Raw genomic sequence first — 15,089 nt, forward strand, 5'->3', positions numbered from 1 at the left:
TGTCAACTGTCAACTGTCAACTGTCAACTGTCAACTGTCAACTGTCAACTGTCAACTGTCAACTGTCAACTGTCAACAGTTAACTAATTAACCTAAAATATGCTTTATATCTAAATGCTTTTCCACTGTATCTGCTAGAGAGTCTAACAGAGTTTCGCGGTGTTCTCGGTAATTAGGAATACCTGTAGGCAATGCGCGGAGTCCCCGCTGCTGCCGCAAGTGATTTAACCAAGCTCGCCGCCAAGCTCCGTTGTCAAAGATGCCGTGCAGGTATGTACCCCAAATTGATTGAGAAGTATTGACAATGCCTAAACTAGCATCGTCAAATAGCGGTTGAGTCAAATCTGACTCTAGGATTTGCGTTTTTCCTTGATGAATTTCGTAACCGGAAACTGGCAAACCCGGTTGAGGATAGTTAGATGTTACGATTCGTTGGCGGGCAATTTTGTTCGGTGCCATCGCAGTTTTCAAAGGCAGCAATCCTAATCCTGGAAATTCTCCCTTTTCTCCCTCAATGCCTTCTTTATCGGTGATACTTTGTCCCAGCATCTGAAAGCCGCCGCAAACTCCCATGACTGTACCGCCAGCTACTAAATAATTTTGAATAGCTTTTGCCATACCTGTTTGGCGCAGCACCTGTAAATCGGAAATTGTAGTTTTAGAGCCTGGTAAAATCACGGCGTCTGGATGGCCTAAATGGTCTTTTGGGCTGACATATTTGACTGTGACGGTAGTTTCCGACTCCAGGGGGTCAAAGTCGGTAAAATTGGAAATTCGGGGCAGGCGGATGACCGAAATATTTATGTCGGTTTGAGAATTAGGAGAACGCCGATCGAGCAAATCGAGAGAATCTTCTGAGGGAAACACTTCGTCTATCCAAGGAATCACCCCAACTACCGGGATTCCCGTCCTTTCTTCTAGCCAAGTCAGGCCCGGATCTAATATCGATTTTTGCCCTCGGAACTTATTAATAATGAATCCTTTAATTAAAGCTCGTTCGTCGGGATCGAGCAATTCCAAAGTACCGATAATGTGAGCAAAAGCACCGCCGCGATCGATATCAACTACTAGCAAAGTCCGAGCCTTTAAATATTTAGCTACCCGCATATTTGTTAAATCGCGGTGTTTGAGATTAATTTCTGCAGGGCTACCGGCTCCCTCACACACAATCATGTCAAATTCTTGCTTGAGAAATTCTAAAGAGTCCCGAATAGCTTGCCAGCCGATATCGAAATACTGCTCGTAATATTGAGATGCTCGCACATTGGCGATCGCCCGGCCCTTGACAATCAATTGAGAAGTCATGTCTCCTTGTGGCTTGAGCAAAATCGGATTCATTTCTACCCAAGGTGCGACGCCCGCAGCCCAAGCTTGCACTGCTTGAGCGTAACCAATCTCTCCGCCGGCCGCTGTGACATAGGAATTCAGGGCCATATTCTGACCTTTAAACGGAGTTACCCGCCAGCCTCGCCGCTTAAAGATTCTACACAAAGCTGCCACAAGTAATGATTTCCCTGCGTGAGATGTTGTTCCCACGACCATAATTGCTTTCATAATATTAACGAAGAAGGAAGAGGGAAGTTCGGCAACGGATTCTGTAACGGATGTAACGGATATAACGGATGTAACGGATGTCAGGAAGAAGGAAGAAGGAAGAAGGAAGAAGTAAAAAGTAAAAAGTAAAAAGTAAAAAGTAATAAGGCAGAAGGCAGAAGGCAGAATCAAAAAAATTCTGGTTTCTACCTTTTGTTTTCTGCCTCAAGATGACGGCTTATCTTCGCCGGATACCTTCTCAGGCTTGGATTCAGTGGCCGGTTTAGCAGTTTCAACTAGATTCGGATCGGGGAGATTCGGGGGAGTCAATTCAGTTTGTTCTGGCTCAGAAGAGAGTTCTTCACCTGTCGATTCGATCGAGATCACTGATACTGAAACCGTTTCCACCTGCACGCTCAACCCAGGTTCTCCCGGTACTTCTATCTCTACAGGCGGTGCCATTTCCACCACAGTCATTTCTATCGATGCTGCAGGGGCTTCTGCTTCCGGTACGCCTGCTGCTGCTTCCGGTTCATCAACTGCAGCTAGCGGTGTCTGGGTTTCCAGAGATAAAGCAGGGGCTGCTGCTTCCGGTTCACCAACTGCAGCCAGCGGTGTCTGAATTTCAGCGGACGATCGATCTTCGATCGTCCCGTCCCCTATTTTGTCAGAACTCGCGGTTTCTGTGGCCATCAACGCGGCCATTGCTTCAACATTGGTGGGAAAAGGCACTCCAAGGCTTGTTTCCACAACAGTGTTGCTGCTTTCGGCTGCCACTTCCGCAGCCGCCTCGGCTAATTCGGATTCGAGAATTTGGTCGATACCCGGTGCAGGAGTTGCCGTTATTTTAGATTCAGGTGCGATCGATTCTGGAGTCACGGAAGGTTTTGGCGTCTGGGGAGTTGCATCAGACTTGTTTTTAGCCGCACCGAGTCCCAACATACCGCCGAGACTATTTTTGATATTGTCGAACAGACTTGCGAAACCGCCGGATTTTTTAGCTGGTTTAGGAGGAGTTGGGGCCGCCGCCGCCGCTGCCGCCTGCGACTCTTTAACGGCTGTCCTCCATTCTGTTTCCTCGTCAAAATCATCGACTTCTGGCTGCTGTGGAGGCTCTGACTGAGCCTCTGCTGGCTCCACACTTGGTGCAACGGCTATTTCTGAAATTTCTAGAGGTAGAGGTAGAGGAGTGAAGTTGCTGGCTAATTCTGCTGGGGTTGGTGAAGTCTCAGCAGCAGGAGTTTCGACTGAAAACACTGGTATTTCTGCAATTGCAGGTGTTTTCGAGTCGGGAATTTTCAAGTCAGGGGCGATCGCACTTTCGGCAATACTTTCAGCTATGGGGGTAATCGCCGGTTGTTCCTCTAGCTTTACCTCGCCCTTATCCAGAGTGGGTGCTGGAACCACATCAGTTTTCGGTTTGGGCGATCGAACAAACTTAGGTTTTTTGGCCGCTGCGGGTTCTTTTTTCTTGGCAAACAAGCCAGCCAACGGCACGCCTGCTGCAGCCAAATTCGCCGACTGAGGAATCGGCGTTTGCTCAGCAACGGGCGTCACCTGCCGGCGCAAAGTCAGAGTTTCCCAGGCAAACCAGCCCAACATCGCCACGCCCGCCATTTGACCAAGCAGGAGAGCACCAGTAATTCGTCCCGCACAAGCCCATAAAATTAACGCATAAAAAAGCCCTATCCCGCTCCAGGTAAAATCACTTTTGCGGTGCACTTCTGGAAAAAAGAAGGCCGCCATGTAAATACTGAAGCTGCCTAGACCGACCGCTAACGCCAGAAAGTATGCAAGCATATTGTCGGTACCTCCGCTGTGTCAAATAACTTCTACGCGCTAATTCTACCTTTGAGAGAGACTCAACGGCTTCTTTCTCTAGGACAATTCTTGATTTTTAGGGAAGTTTGGCAAGGAAGCAGTGTAAGGAATTTAACACGTTCAACGGATGTTGACGCCAGAAGTGCCAGGAAAGATTTCCCACTCTCCCCCACCTCCATGATGCCCATTACCCCCTATGCCCACACCCCCTATCCCCATCACCCCCTTCTCAGTGGTGATAGATGTCACTTAACTATGCCCGTGCGATCGCACCAAGCGACTGAGGATGTTTATATGTTGTAGGTGTAAGAGGAATTATGCCCTAGGGCATAGGTATGGGAGACAATGCCATGTTTGAAAAACTATTATTAGCCGCCGGCTTAACCTTATCGCTTCAAATATTTCCCGGACTAAGCACTTCCGCGAAATTACCGAAAAATTTGGTAGTGCGATCGAGCGATCGCCCGGCTCAAACCGTGAAACTTCCCCTCGTTTCAGTACCTGCAGGCGTCAAGCCGAACGTCCAATCGTAATGATACCTGCAAGATACGTGCAAGTGCGATCGGACTTAGGCAGAGCCTTTCTAATATTTTTTTCGAGCTGTCCTCTTTTCTATGTGGCTGTTCACAACTCATCAGTTTGTAGTCAGGGCTTTAGTCCTCATTAATCTCACCTAATAAGGACTAAAGCCCTTACTACAAACCGTAGGTCAATAATGAGTAGCAGATTGAACATTAATTCCTATAACATACTACTAGACAAATCTCAACATCAGCTTGTCAAGTAAAGACTTTCCAACCTTAAAAAACTTGTGTAATCCTGAGTAAAGGATCAAAATAGATATATAATCCCCTGATGGCTCTCCAAGCTAATAAGCACATTGACTATTAAATCAAGGAAAGCGAAAATGGGACTTAGCGATATTCTATTGAATGAAAACAACAGAGAAAGTTTTGTTGATGACTGTGTAAAGCTGATAGACAAACAAGTTGCAGCAGCGCCGGGATTGGGTGGTATGGCTCTTAAAGCTGCCTACTCTACTGTCAAGGGGATACGGGCTGACTATTGCGCCCAAGTCGTCGATCAACTTCTGCCAGAAATCTCGATCGCACTCGATCCGATGTGGGCTGAAGCAGTAAACAATGGCAACCCAGTCGAATATCTAGCCCAAAGAAAAGCTGAAGTAGCAGACGAATTGCTCCAGATCAGCGACAAAAAAGCCGAGAAAAGCACAAGAGCCGTTGTTAGAGGCGCTTATGCCAAACTCCGCCCCTCAGCTAAGACTTACGTGGAAAAGGGAGTACCGGATTTAGCCGAAATTATTAATAAATATAATAGTGCGGCCTGATAACTGAGCAACGGCTAAAAAACAGAATACCCAGATACCCGGTTTTTTCAAGAAATCGGGTATCTAAAATCAGACTAATTCGTAAGTTTGTAGTTAGGAGGGAGAGTCCTAATTTTATGCTTATCCATTGCCAATTACCCACTGATTTGCCGCCAATATTTTCAACAGCGCCTGTCCCGTAATTCCCAACCCCAAAAACATTACAAACATAGCGCTAATCGCAGGCAGAAATTTGACGGCTGTTATCTGTTTGGGCAGTTTATCAAAATTCCGTTTGGCATAAACTAAGATTAATCCGATCGCACTCAGCACTAAAGCCAATCCCAAACTAAACGCTACCACTAACGTCATTCCCAAACCAACATTGCCCAAAGCCGACGCGCTCAACAGCATCACCAAAGCGGAAGGACAAGGCAACAAACCGCCGGAAATCCCCAATGCTAATAAGCTTTTCCAAGTAATGGGAGAACCGTCAGTACCGGGAGGCAAATGCGAGTGAATCCGGCCGTCTCCGTGATGGTGGTAGTGGTTAGATATATCGGGTTTTACAGGCTTAAATTCTCGCTCCCAACTTCCTCTAGTCAAAAGATTCACTGGTTCTTCACATTCCGCAGTAAGGACTTTACTCCTTAAAAACCAGTTTTTATTATTAAAAATTTTACTTTGGATTTGTTTGAGAACTTCAGTCCTCACTACCAACCTAGTCTTAATTTTTGATAACAGTAAGTTAAACCCGATGAAGGCTACTAATAAACCAGAGATTAAACTCAGCCAAGGATCTAATTTTTCGGGATCGATTAAGTTAGAAGCAAACAAAGTAATTCCGCCCACAGCAAACACGCCTGCAGTGTGAGTAATTGTAGTCGTCGCTGCTAGAAATAAAGCGTGTAGCGGAGTAGCCCGCGAACCAACTAAATAAGCGCCGACTATGGTTTTTCCGTGTCCGGGCGACATCGCGTGCACGCATCCCCAAGCAAATGCTCCCGCTACTGCTAGCAGCAAACTCCAACCTGAATCCCAGATAGATTCCTTTCCGGCTAACAAAAAGTCCCGGTTTTGCGGCGTAAACACAAAGCTTTTTACAGCACCGGCTTGCACAATCGTAGCTTGACAGCTAGCTGTCGGAACTCCGGGCAAAAACAGATTGTAATTAATCCGCAATTTCTCTGGTTTGGAGATGGAAATTGAGTCAGGTAAACCGGGGGTTTTATCTTGAGAAGGTGCGGGCCAGGTGTAGTCTAAAATTAAGGTGCTGTGGGTATTTGGCTGCTGTATTAAGCTGGCGGTTTTAGTTGCTATTTCTAGCGGGTTTACTGCTACGGAGCCTTGAGTGTTGCTACTGTTTGTGAGGCGGATTTGTTGGCTGAAAAACTTTTCTAGCTGTGTTTGGTGGTTGCGAACTTCAGCAGGTTGTAGCTGGCTGTCTCGATTGTCGTCGGCGAAGTTTGTTAAGCCGGTTGGGAAAGTTAATGTTATTTCGGTTTGCAAATCGTTGACTACTATTTCTGCTACGGATAAGTCTGACCAGTGTGAGTAAACTGGTCGGGTTGAGGTTGTTAGTAACAAGGAAACTGTTAGGAAGAATAAAATGAAAAGTTTTGGTAGTCGGTTTAGTTTGTATTGCATAAGTATATCCTTTTCAGAGTTTTATCGTCGGGTGGGGGCGGGTTTATTTAAATTGTCTATATCCCATAAAATTATTGGTGAACCCGCCCCTACGGCTCAAAATTCATAACTTCCCAAACCCAATGCTTGGCGAGATCGATCGTCAAAAGTCGGATCAATTTCCTTGGACTTTTGAAAATAAGCGCGAGATTCGGTATCTTTACCTAAAGTACGGGCGATCGCACCAGCCCGGTAAAACATACCCGCATCGCGAATGCCCGATCGCACTATTTCCGCCATCACTCGATCGGCCTTTTGCCATTCACCAGCACTCGAAAGCGCCCAAGCCAAAGTATCCAGCGTCAAAGCATCCCGCCGAATTTTCACCTCCTCCTGCATTAACGCCAGCGCTTCCGCGACATCCTGCGATCGACCTTTTTCCAGCAGCAAACTTGCCAAATCCCTGCGGTGGCCAAAACCCCCAGAAGCCTGTTCCTGTCGCAGCCCTGCTTCTGCTTTGTCGCGAAGTCGTCGGGATTCGATCGCATCTCCCTCGAACTCTTTAACTCTCGCCATACCGCGATCGACAATGCGATCGAACACCGTCGCAACTCCGCCAGAATACGCCGAAACCTTCCTGTAATAGCCTTCCGCTTCCCGATAATTGCCCTGGCGCGTCTCCAAATCCGCCAAATAAATCAGCGCCAGCGGGTATCGCGGCACCAACCGCAGCGCCTCCAAAAACAGCGCTTTCGCCTGCACAAACTGCCCGCGACGCGCGTAAAATCGACCCAAGAGCGATCGGGCCCGCGCCGAACCAGCAACCTCTCCCGGTTCCTCCGCCGCCATTGCTTGGCGGTAATCCTGCAAAACCTCAGCATCTCGGCCCTGAGACTCTCTCACTAAAGCTCTCAAAGTGAGAGAACCCAAGTTAGGAATCCGGTTAACTAAGGCTTCTGCGGCTGCATTGGCCTCGCTCACTTTACCCATCGCTAAGTGAGATGTAACTTCCAGGGCGATCGCATCTTCATTGTCAGAACCCACCTGCTTAGCAAAGCGCAAAGCAGTAGCAAAATCGTGTCTTGCCTCAGCAATTCGAGCTAAAACTAACAGCGCACCTTTGTTGTCAAAAGGCAAATCGGCGATCGATCTTTGAGCCGCCTGTTCGGCCAACAAAAACCAACCGCCCTCCCCAGTAGCGCGAGCCATTTTCAAATAAACCCCTGCCAATGCAGCCCTGTTCAAACCGCTTTTTGAATCAACAGCCAGCCGCTGCTGATAAAAAACAATTTCTTGCTGAAGTGCTTCCTTTTGATTTGGATTATTTCTCAAACTTTCCGAGAACTGATAGCGGTAAGTAGCATCAAGATTTTCTGGACTTTGGCTAGAAAATTTATCTGAAATAAAACGCCAATTAGGAGGTAAATTCACTACTACCATCCCAACTAAAGGGACTACTATCAGCAGCCACCACGACAAAATATCCGATTTTATTTCTTGTTTACTTTTAGTTTTCATACATCCGCGTTAATCTGCGTTCATCCGCCTTCATCTGCGGTCAAAAAAAGCCTTTTCTATTGTGGTAAGGTGCGTCGCCATCTATAATCTGCAAGTTTCATTAAAAATCTCATAGCGACGCACCCTACATTCATAGAGCTGACTACCATCAACTGTCAACTGTCAACTGTCAACTGTCAACGGTCAACTGTCAACGGTCAACTGTCAACGGTCAACTGTCAACGGTCAACTGTCAACGGTCAACTGTCAACGGTCAACTGTCAACTGTCCACTGTCAACTGACTAATTAGGCAAAGCCAAATAAGGAAAAGTCGGTTCTAAAGGTTTGTGTCCTTGAGCCGGATTTCCCGGAGTTCCGTTATATGAAACGTTATCGCCAACCGGAGAACCTACCAAGGCTCCCAGAGTGATATCAATAACGTCGTCCATCAGCATACGACCTCCGATCAAGCTTCCTTGAGCATTTGTAGCGCTAGCGTAGCCGCTGGTTTTTGTGGTATCGATCCGCATGACATCGGGTAAGAAAGCTCCGGCGATCGCATTTGGATCGACATTATCCCGACCGTCCAAAAGATCCACAGCATTCAGAGTAGCAACAGCTTCCTGACGCACCGGAGCAGCAGCAGCGCTCAAATCCGATCTCGGAGGAATATTATTGAATGCTTCCAGATAAGCAGGAGTAACTATCAAACCCTCATTAATTGCAGGTCTTGCCAAACGCTCGAATTGTTTAAAACCGCCAGCTCCATCCCGGATCGAAACTGTTGACCAAACATCAAAAGTATTTGCCCCTGTTCCTGCTTGCAAAAACGCTTTCGGAACGCGCACAGCAATTGTATTGACATTGTAACCTTTAGTAAAGTCGATCGCTTGACTCGGTTCTTTAAAAGCAGTGCGCGGCCCCGTTCCCAAAGCTGCGGCGCGAACTCTAAAAAATTGTTCCACATCAAAGAAAAACGGGTCTTCGCGTAAACCCGCAAATACAGTCAAGTTAGAACCGCCCACAGGTACTGTATTCAAAACAGCATTAGAATTCAGCGGAGTTGTAGCAATTAGCCCGCCGTTAACTGTAGTCTTAGCAACAGTCTCCGAGCCGTTGCGAACAACAGTTACAGCTACCGCTTGCATACCTCTATTGTTAGGCGGACTGAAGGCCAACCGCAAGATAATATCCGAACGTCCAGTAGGTGTAGAATTCACGTCACCTACCTGGGTGATGTGAAATTGGTAGAGGGCTGTAGTGCTGAAATAATATTGATAACGGGCGACAGACCTGGGATTTGAATTCATGGTAAATACTAAATCCCCGTCCGCAGCACCGGAGTTTTGGTCTTTTTCGCGATATACATATAGGTCAGTTAAATTGACCGCGCGACCTTTGATATCTACTTCGCCGTCGTCGTGGTCAGAAGCGACAATTATCCCTGGAGTTAATAGAGCAATTAGAGCTACTTCAATAGCTAGTATGGTTCGGCGAATTTTTTTTGTGAGCTTCACAGTTAGCACCTTTATTTCAATGAATTTTTTGCACAAATCAATGGTAAATAACCGGCCTTATACCAATTTTTTATGAGGCCCCGTAGAATCGGATCCCCCCTAACCCCCCGCCGGAGGGGAGTAGGGGGTGGGACAAGATTCTTCTCTTTCGTCCCCCAACAACCAGGGGGAGTAGGGGGTATGCGAGGGGGATCGAGATATGTGAAACTTCACATTAAATTGGTATTAGCGGGTTGGACTTTTGTAGCAACAGGTTGCAATCTGTCAACCTGTCGGGCTTTTGCGCTGTTGCTGAGCCGTCTCCTATTGGTGGTATACGAAGGTTGGGCAATTTTGGATCTCTGCTGCCAGACAAATTTATGTAAAAAAGTGGGTAATTGAGGATTTACTCGTTCCCTGACTATGCTTGGGAAGACCTGCTCCCAGACACGGCTTCCCTCGATCGAGCGGAGCCAGAGCCTCGCTTAGAGGGGTTTCCAGGCTCTTATTGGGAGCGAGCCGACAGAGATTGGGAACGAGTGAAGGGCGCGGTTTTGACAATCAAGCATCCAGGATACCCGCCACGTGATTCATCCGTCCAGAAATAAAAAACCTGTATCCGATGAAACTTGCCGAACGTATTTATCCGTCGGGTCAATGCTTCAATTCTTTAATCGAAAATCGAAAATCGAAAATCGATTGACTCTTCACGCTCAGGGATTTTTTTGTTCTGCATAAAGCGGATTGCTAAGTCTCAAAAAAATCACTAATTAGGTGGTAAAATCCAAGATGACTTGGGATTTTTACAATTCAAAGCACGACAAAATTAGCCTGAAAAGGCCTACTCCAGTTTGTACCCCAACTTCAAACTTACAATTATGTTCTGTAGTGATATACGCCGAATTTTTAATTTTGGATCTGTGCAGTCAAAACAAAAATTTTCGGTACACTGAGATGACAGGCCAGAAGTCAGGCGATGAATCGCTGCTTTTAGTGCAGATTGCCCAGAAAGACCAAACGGCATTAGCTAAACTTTACGATCGCTACGGTCGCCCAAGTTACGCTCTCGCTTACAAAATCCTGGGTTCGGTAGAAGAAGCTGAAGAAGTGGTACTCGATGTTTTTTCCCAAATTTGGCAAAAAGCAGCAACTTACGATCCTTCTCGCAGTCGAGCAGATACCTGGTTGTTCATGCTTACCCGCAGTCGTTCCCTCGATCGGCTGCGAGCTGTGCAGCGAACAGTCCGGGCTGCTGAAGCTTGTCTGGAAGAGGCTAAAGTACCCATCTCTAGCGTTGCAGAACCGATGGAAGATGCAATGTTTAAAGAACGCAGGGAACAAGTAAAAGCAGCCTTAGAAAAACTGCCAAAGGAACAGCAACAGGCGATCGAACTCGCTTACTACCAAGGGCTGACTTGCGCGGCGATCGCGGCTAAAACTGGTATCCCCACAGGTACAATCAAAACCAGAATTCGATTGGGTATTTCCAAATTGCGTCAAGCTTTGAGCGAAGAATTTTAGAGAGTCAAAAAACAAAATTTAAGTTGTTTAACATCAATCTAAAATTCTGGCATCTCCCATCATCCATCTTGAGTGCGAGGGCAGCAGACCAATTTCAAGTTTAAAATTAACCTAGGCTGAATTACAATTAATGGCGGAAAACAGATGGAAATGATGCCAGACGAGGAGTATAAAATCCTTGCAGCCCTTCAAGCTCTCGATACCCTCGACGAGTCAGAACGTGGCGCATTTGCAGAGAAATTGAAAGAGTCCCCAGAACTTACAAGTGAATTAGCTGCTTTGGAATCCACAATTGCCGCGATCGCCTACACAGCCCCCCCAGTTCCTGTCGCCCCCGACCTCAAAAACCGCCTGTTCCAGCGTATAGCCGAACTGCCGCCAATCCCGGCAGAATCAGCCAATATAAAGCCAATTGTTACTTCCCCAACCGAGAACAATACTCCATCTTTAATAGTGCGATCGCACGATGTCAAATGGAAATCTTATGGAGCTCCGGGAGTTTCGTTCGGCAAGCTTTATATTGACAAAAAAAAGCGCGAAATAACCTGCTTGATGCGACTCGAACCGGGAGTAACATTTCCCCTGCACCGACACGCTGCCTCGGAGGAAGTGCTTGTATTAGAAGGAGACTTAATTGTAGAAGGGGAAATTTGCCATCAAGGCGACTACATTCGATCGGTTCCCGGTTCCACACATTCGCCCCTCACACAAGGGGGATGTTTGCTGTTAATGAAAACTTCCCTAGACAACGAAATGTTCGTCTGATAATATTATTTTTGTTGAATTGCCGAAAGCTTGGAGGGCGGGTTTATGTAGATTTTTAGTTAGAAGTATAGATGGTTGGTGAAACCCGCCCCTACAATTATTTCGGTTAATTTACCGGACACGCTCTAACTCAAAAACACCACATTGCTCCGCATTCGGCGGTTAAGAATCCCAAATATATCACGTAATTCCCATGCTAAATTACTCACGTTTAACTGCTGTTCTGTCCGCAGTTATTATTATACAATTTGTACCCAGCAACCAAAGCGCGAGCGCCCAAGAACGCGAAGGATGTTTTCTTGTCAATTCAGTAGGAGAAGTAATTAACTTAAATTTGTTGTGTTCGCCCCAAGAATCCGACATTAAGCTGACAGGAAACGATGGGAAATTTCTCGAAGACTACAAACGCTTAGCAAAAAGCTACTCTCCCGAAGCAACGGATAATTTACTGCAAGCAATCCGAAGGGCCCCTGGTCAAAAAATTGCGGCCGCTAAAAGAATGTGTGCGGAAGCAAAATCGGGACTTTCTCTGCCGGAAGTTAAATTAAGAGCGATCGGGCAAGCTGTCAGTATCGAAAATCCAACTGCCAAAGAAAGTTTTCTCGCGGATGCCGATATTATTACCACCCTTGCCGCCAATCATTATTGCCCGGAATTAGCCAGTAAGTAATATCATGAAATCTGTAGAGACACGGTAAGGCATATTAGTGTCAACTTAAGCATTTAGTCCGCCATTCCTCCCGTTCACCCGGCATTCCGCCAGGGAATGAATTCCCTGTCTCATAGCGAAAGTCCTCTCAAAGAGGACTGAAGAACTCATTAGTCCTCATAGCGAGGAATTTAGCTTTGAGGCAGGGGTTTCAACAAGAGCCGGACTATGGGTTTAACGTTAAGTTCGCCTTGGGTAAGGCAGCATCTCTGTTTAGATTTTACAGGAGTGCAAGGGGGACGTTCGCACTCCTAAAAAACCCTTTTTACAAAACTGAGATTCTCCCACGGTAATACGGCGTCTTTACTGGCAGTTACAATATTAATTGTTATTTTGTCGGGCAACGATCCATGAAATTACCGGACATGAGATGAAACATTTAAAATCTAGTTCCGCCGACTTGCGGGATTTATTCAAAGACAGCATTACAGTTAAATACCTGGCGGAACCGCTGAAAGCTGTCCCCGCTTGCGAAGATGCAGCCAAATTGCGATCGTGGATGGAGGCCCGCGATTTTGACGTGCTCGGTATCGAAGAAAATGGCACGGTTTGCGGCTATGTAGAACGATCGCACTTAAAGACAGGCAAGTGCAGCGACTACCAGCAAATTTTTCACCCCTCCCAATTAATTGCCGCCGCCACTCCTTTGATGGAATTGCTGCCGCTGCTGCGAGAAAAACCGAGATTATTTGTATTGGAAAGCAACAGGATCAACGGGATCGTTACCTGCGGCGATTTGCAAAAAGCACCGGTGCGGATGCTGCTGTTTGGATTGGTGACGCTTCTGGAAATGAATTTATTGCGGATCGTGCGGATTTACTTTCCCCAAGATTCTTGGCAAAAATTTCTTAAGGGCGATCGCATTTTAGCCGCAAAACACCTTTGGGAATTGGGGCGATCCAGAAATGAAGCAATTGACTTGATCGATTACCTGCAATTCTGCGACAAGCGAGATTTAATCCTGACTTCTGCTGAAATAGTCGATCGGCTGGGGCTCAAATCCAAACGCTACGGGGAGCGTTTTTTAAAGTCAGCAGAAGCATTGAGAAACAAATTAGCTCACGCTCAAGATTTAATTAATGGTTCTTCTTGGCCGGAAGTAATTTTTTTAGCTCAGGAAATAGAAGCGCTTTTGCAGCGATGCGAAGAAATTGAAATTGCCACACCCGCTGAGTTGAACCCCCTTTAAAAAATCCGAAACGTTGGAGACTAATCAATAGACCTCTTGCAAAAATAGCTGGGACGGGCTCTCCGGCCCGTCCCACAAAAAGTTTTTTCTCTTGTGGGATGGGCCGGAGAGCCCGTCCGAAAATTTGATCGAAAGGACTTTTGCAAGAAGTCTAATTTAAAAAACGGTAAATTCCGAAAAATTCAGTAAAAACCATCTGCAACTTTTCCAGAACTCCGACTTCAAGAGAGTGCCGACTTCTTTAAGCAGTCGGCACTATATATATTAATCTCTCTTACGAGCAACAATGTGAAAAATATGCCAGTGTTTTTCCTCACCTAGCGCCGTTACTCCAGGATGTTCTTCTTCGTCAAGCCACTCAATCTCAAAGGACTTTAGCAGCACTTGAATTTGTTCGCGAGTATGATGAGTGCGATCGGGATAAACAGTCCATGAGTCGCGATCGCCAAACAATTGACCGCAGAAATATCCTCCTGGATTTAGCGATGTCACGATCGTTTCCCAAAGATGGGGGAAATCGGCGGCCTGACAAAAAGGAAGGCAAAAACTGGCATTGATTAGATCGATCGATTGAGGCAAAGTTAAGGTTTCAAAACGCATCAATTGAGTTTGCAGGAGATCGCGTTGAATCGGACGATCCAGCAGGCGATCGAAGGCATTTTGTTCCCTGTCAATCGCTAAAACCCGCCAGCCTCGACGCAGGAGTTCCACCGTATCTCGTCCATCGCCACAGCCTAAATCTACAGCGAATCGAGGACGATCGAGCAACGGTTCCGTGTTAAAAATTGACAAGGCTTTCAGCAAAGTTTCATGCGGCGGGCGACCTTCCACCGCTTGATAGTAAGTCACCCAATTCTGTTTCATCTTCTTCTTCCTCCTCTACAAATTTCCCCTCTTCTTCTGACTCTTAATTTTTAATTTTTAACTGCCGATTAGTATACTGAGGAACCCACCCTTGAGCCGTGGTGTAATACTGCAAGGCTTTCAAGTACAGCGACGGAGTGAGATAAAACCAATGTTCGGTATTGGCAGGCACTTTAATGTATTCTTCAGCTTGCAGCATTAATTGTACCTGAGAGCCGTTAGAATACACAAACCCAAAAACGCATTCCCCAGCTAAAATGTGAAGAACTTCTGCATCTGTGTGGGTATGAGTGCGATGGCTTTGAGTCATCAGCGCGTAAATCTGCTGCGAACCTGGATGCAGCACTTTTAAGTCGCACCACCGATATCCGCTGGCGCGCTTAAACTGTTCAAACTCGCTATTATATGCTGCGAGAATCTGCTGTTTTTCTGTAACATTGAGAATGTCTTGAACTAGCAGTTCTTGAAACGCCGGATTTTCGTTTGCGGGCAGGGAATCGATCTCAATATTTAAAACTGCCAGTTGACTGGCGATCGCCCGGATATCCGTATATGTTCTACCGTCTTCTAGTTGCAGAACAGCCATATTACCACCTAATGTGTTGAGCTTTGAGGGAAATTTAGTTTCCATTTTTAAGCTGCTGTTTTAAGCTTTCGTCAAAAACTAAACTCCTGCTTGTTTTCAATAATAGCCGATCGCTAAAATTCCATCTCCTGCCTCGCCAATCATCAAAGCAATA

14 protein-coding genes are annotated in these 15,089 nt (G+C 46.3%); 7 read left to right on the forward strand and 7 right to left on the reverse strand.

Annotated elements, in window-relative coordinates; genetic code table 11:
- Positions 1–87: 87 nt before the first annotated feature.
- Entirely contained in the window at positions 88–1,554 is a 1,467-nt protein-coding gene (cobQ, locus tag QUA16_RS13650; RefSeq protein WP_333103864.1) for a cobyric acid synthase CobQ, read from the reverse strand.
- A 204-nt stretch (positions 1,555–1,758) separates the two neighbouring features.
- Complete coding sequence (locus QUA16_RS13655) at positions 1,759–3,333, reverse strand: Ycf66 family protein (RefSeq protein WP_333103865.1); 1,575 nt, start codon at positions 3,331–3,333, stop codon at positions 1,759–1,761.
- 18 nt (positions 3,334–3,351) lie between these two features.
- On the opposite strand from QUA16_RS13655, the gene QUA16_RS13660 reads away from it, so the two are divergent.
- From QUA16_RS13660 to QUA16_RS13670, 3 genes are all read left to right on the forward strand, one after another.
- Positions 3,352–3,657: a hypothetical protein gene (locus tag QUA16_RS13660; protein WP_333103866.1), complete on the forward strand. Its 306-nt coding sequence runs from the start codon at positions 3,352–3,354 to the stop codon at positions 3,655–3,657.
- A gap of 47 nt (positions 3,658–3,704) precedes the next feature.
- Positions 3,705–3,887 carry a hypothetical protein gene (locus tag QUA16_RS13665; RefSeq protein WP_333103867.1) on the forward strand — a complete coding sequence of 61 codons (183 nt, stop codon included), beginning with the start codon at positions 3,705–3,707 and terminating at the stop codon, positions 3,885–3,887.
- 374 nt (positions 3,888–4,261) lie between these two features.
- Positions 4,262–4,702 carry a DUF6918 family protein gene (locus QUA16_RS13670; protein WP_333103868.1) on the forward strand — a complete coding sequence of 147 codons (441 nt, stop codon included), beginning with the start codon at positions 4,262–4,264 and terminating at the stop codon, positions 4,700–4,702.
- A 120-nt stretch (positions 4,703–4,822) separates the two neighbouring features.
- On the opposite strand, the gene QUA16_RS13675 is transcribed toward QUA16_RS13670, so the two are convergent.
- The 3 genes from QUA16_RS13675 to QUA16_RS13685 all read right to left on the reverse strand — a co-directional run bounded on the left by QUA16_RS13675 (position 4,823) and on the right by QUA16_RS13685 (position 9,322).
- Positions 4,823–6,328, reverse strand: a complete 1,506-nt coding sequence (locus tag QUA16_RS13675; RefSeq protein ID WP_333103869.1) for a HoxN/HupN/NixA family nickel/cobalt transporter — start codon at positions 6,326–6,328, stop codon at positions 4,823–4,825.
- A gap of 96 nt (positions 6,329–6,424) precedes the next feature.
- Positions 6,425–7,825 (reverse strand): tetratricopeptide repeat protein, encoded by a 1,401-nt coding sequence (locus QUA16_RS13680; RefSeq protein ID WP_333103870.1) that lies wholly within the window; start codon positions 7,823–7,825, stop codon positions 6,425–6,427.
- A gap of 282 nt (positions 7,826–8,107) precedes the next feature.
- A complete protein-coding gene (locus QUA16_RS13685) occupies positions 8,108–9,322 on the reverse strand; it encodes a DUF4331 domain-containing protein (RefSeq protein WP_333103871.1) in 1,215 nt (404 codons plus the stop codon).
- Between the two features lie 933 nt (positions 9,323–10,255).
- Here QUA16_RS13685 and QUA16_RS13690 point away from each other — a divergent pair.
- From QUA16_RS13690 to QUA16_RS13705, 4 genes are all read left to right on the forward strand, one after another.
- Entirely contained in the window at positions 10,256–10,822 is a 567-nt protein-coding gene (locus QUA16_RS13690; protein WP_333103872.1) for a sigma-70 family RNA polymerase sigma factor, read from the forward strand.
- Positions 10,823–10,966: 144 nt separating this feature from the next.
- Complete coding sequence (locus tag QUA16_RS13695) at positions 10,967–11,587, forward strand: cupin domain-containing protein (protein WP_333181171.1); 621 nt, start codon at positions 10,967–10,969, stop codon at positions 11,585–11,587.
- A gap of 193 nt (positions 11,588–11,780) precedes the next feature.
- Positions 11,781–12,257 (forward strand): DUF732 domain-containing protein, encoded by a 477-nt coding sequence (locus tag QUA16_RS13700; RefSeq protein ID WP_333103874.1) that lies wholly within the window; start codon positions 11,781–11,783, stop codon positions 12,255–12,257.
- Between the two features lie 409 nt (positions 12,258–12,666).
- On the forward strand, positions 12,667–13,485 hold the full coding sequence (locus QUA16_RS13705; RefSeq protein ID WP_333103875.1) for a hypothetical protein: 819 nt from the start codon (positions 12,667–12,669) through the stop codon (positions 13,483–13,485).
- A 264-nt stretch (positions 13,486–13,749) separates the two neighbouring features.
- Here QUA16_RS13705 and QUA16_RS13710 read toward each other — a convergent pair whose 3' ends face one another.
- Positions 13,750–14,349 (reverse strand): class I SAM-dependent methyltransferase, encoded by a 600-nt coding sequence (locus tag QUA16_RS13710; protein WP_333103876.1) that lies wholly within the window; start codon positions 14,347–14,349, stop codon positions 13,750–13,752.
- 43 nt (positions 14,350–14,392) lie between these two features.
- Positions 14,393–14,980, reverse strand: coding sequence for an acireductone dioxygenase (locus QUA16_RS13715; protein WP_333103877.1), 588 nt, complete (start codon positions 14,978–14,980; stop codon positions 14,393–14,395).
- Between the last annotated feature and the right edge of the window lie 109 nt (positions 14,981–15,089).

It is taken from the genome of Microcoleus sp. S13_C3 (assembly GCF_036700905.1).
Taxonomy (GTDB): Bacteria; Cyanobacteriota; Cyanobacteriia; order Cyanobacteriales; family Microcoleaceae; genus Microcoleus.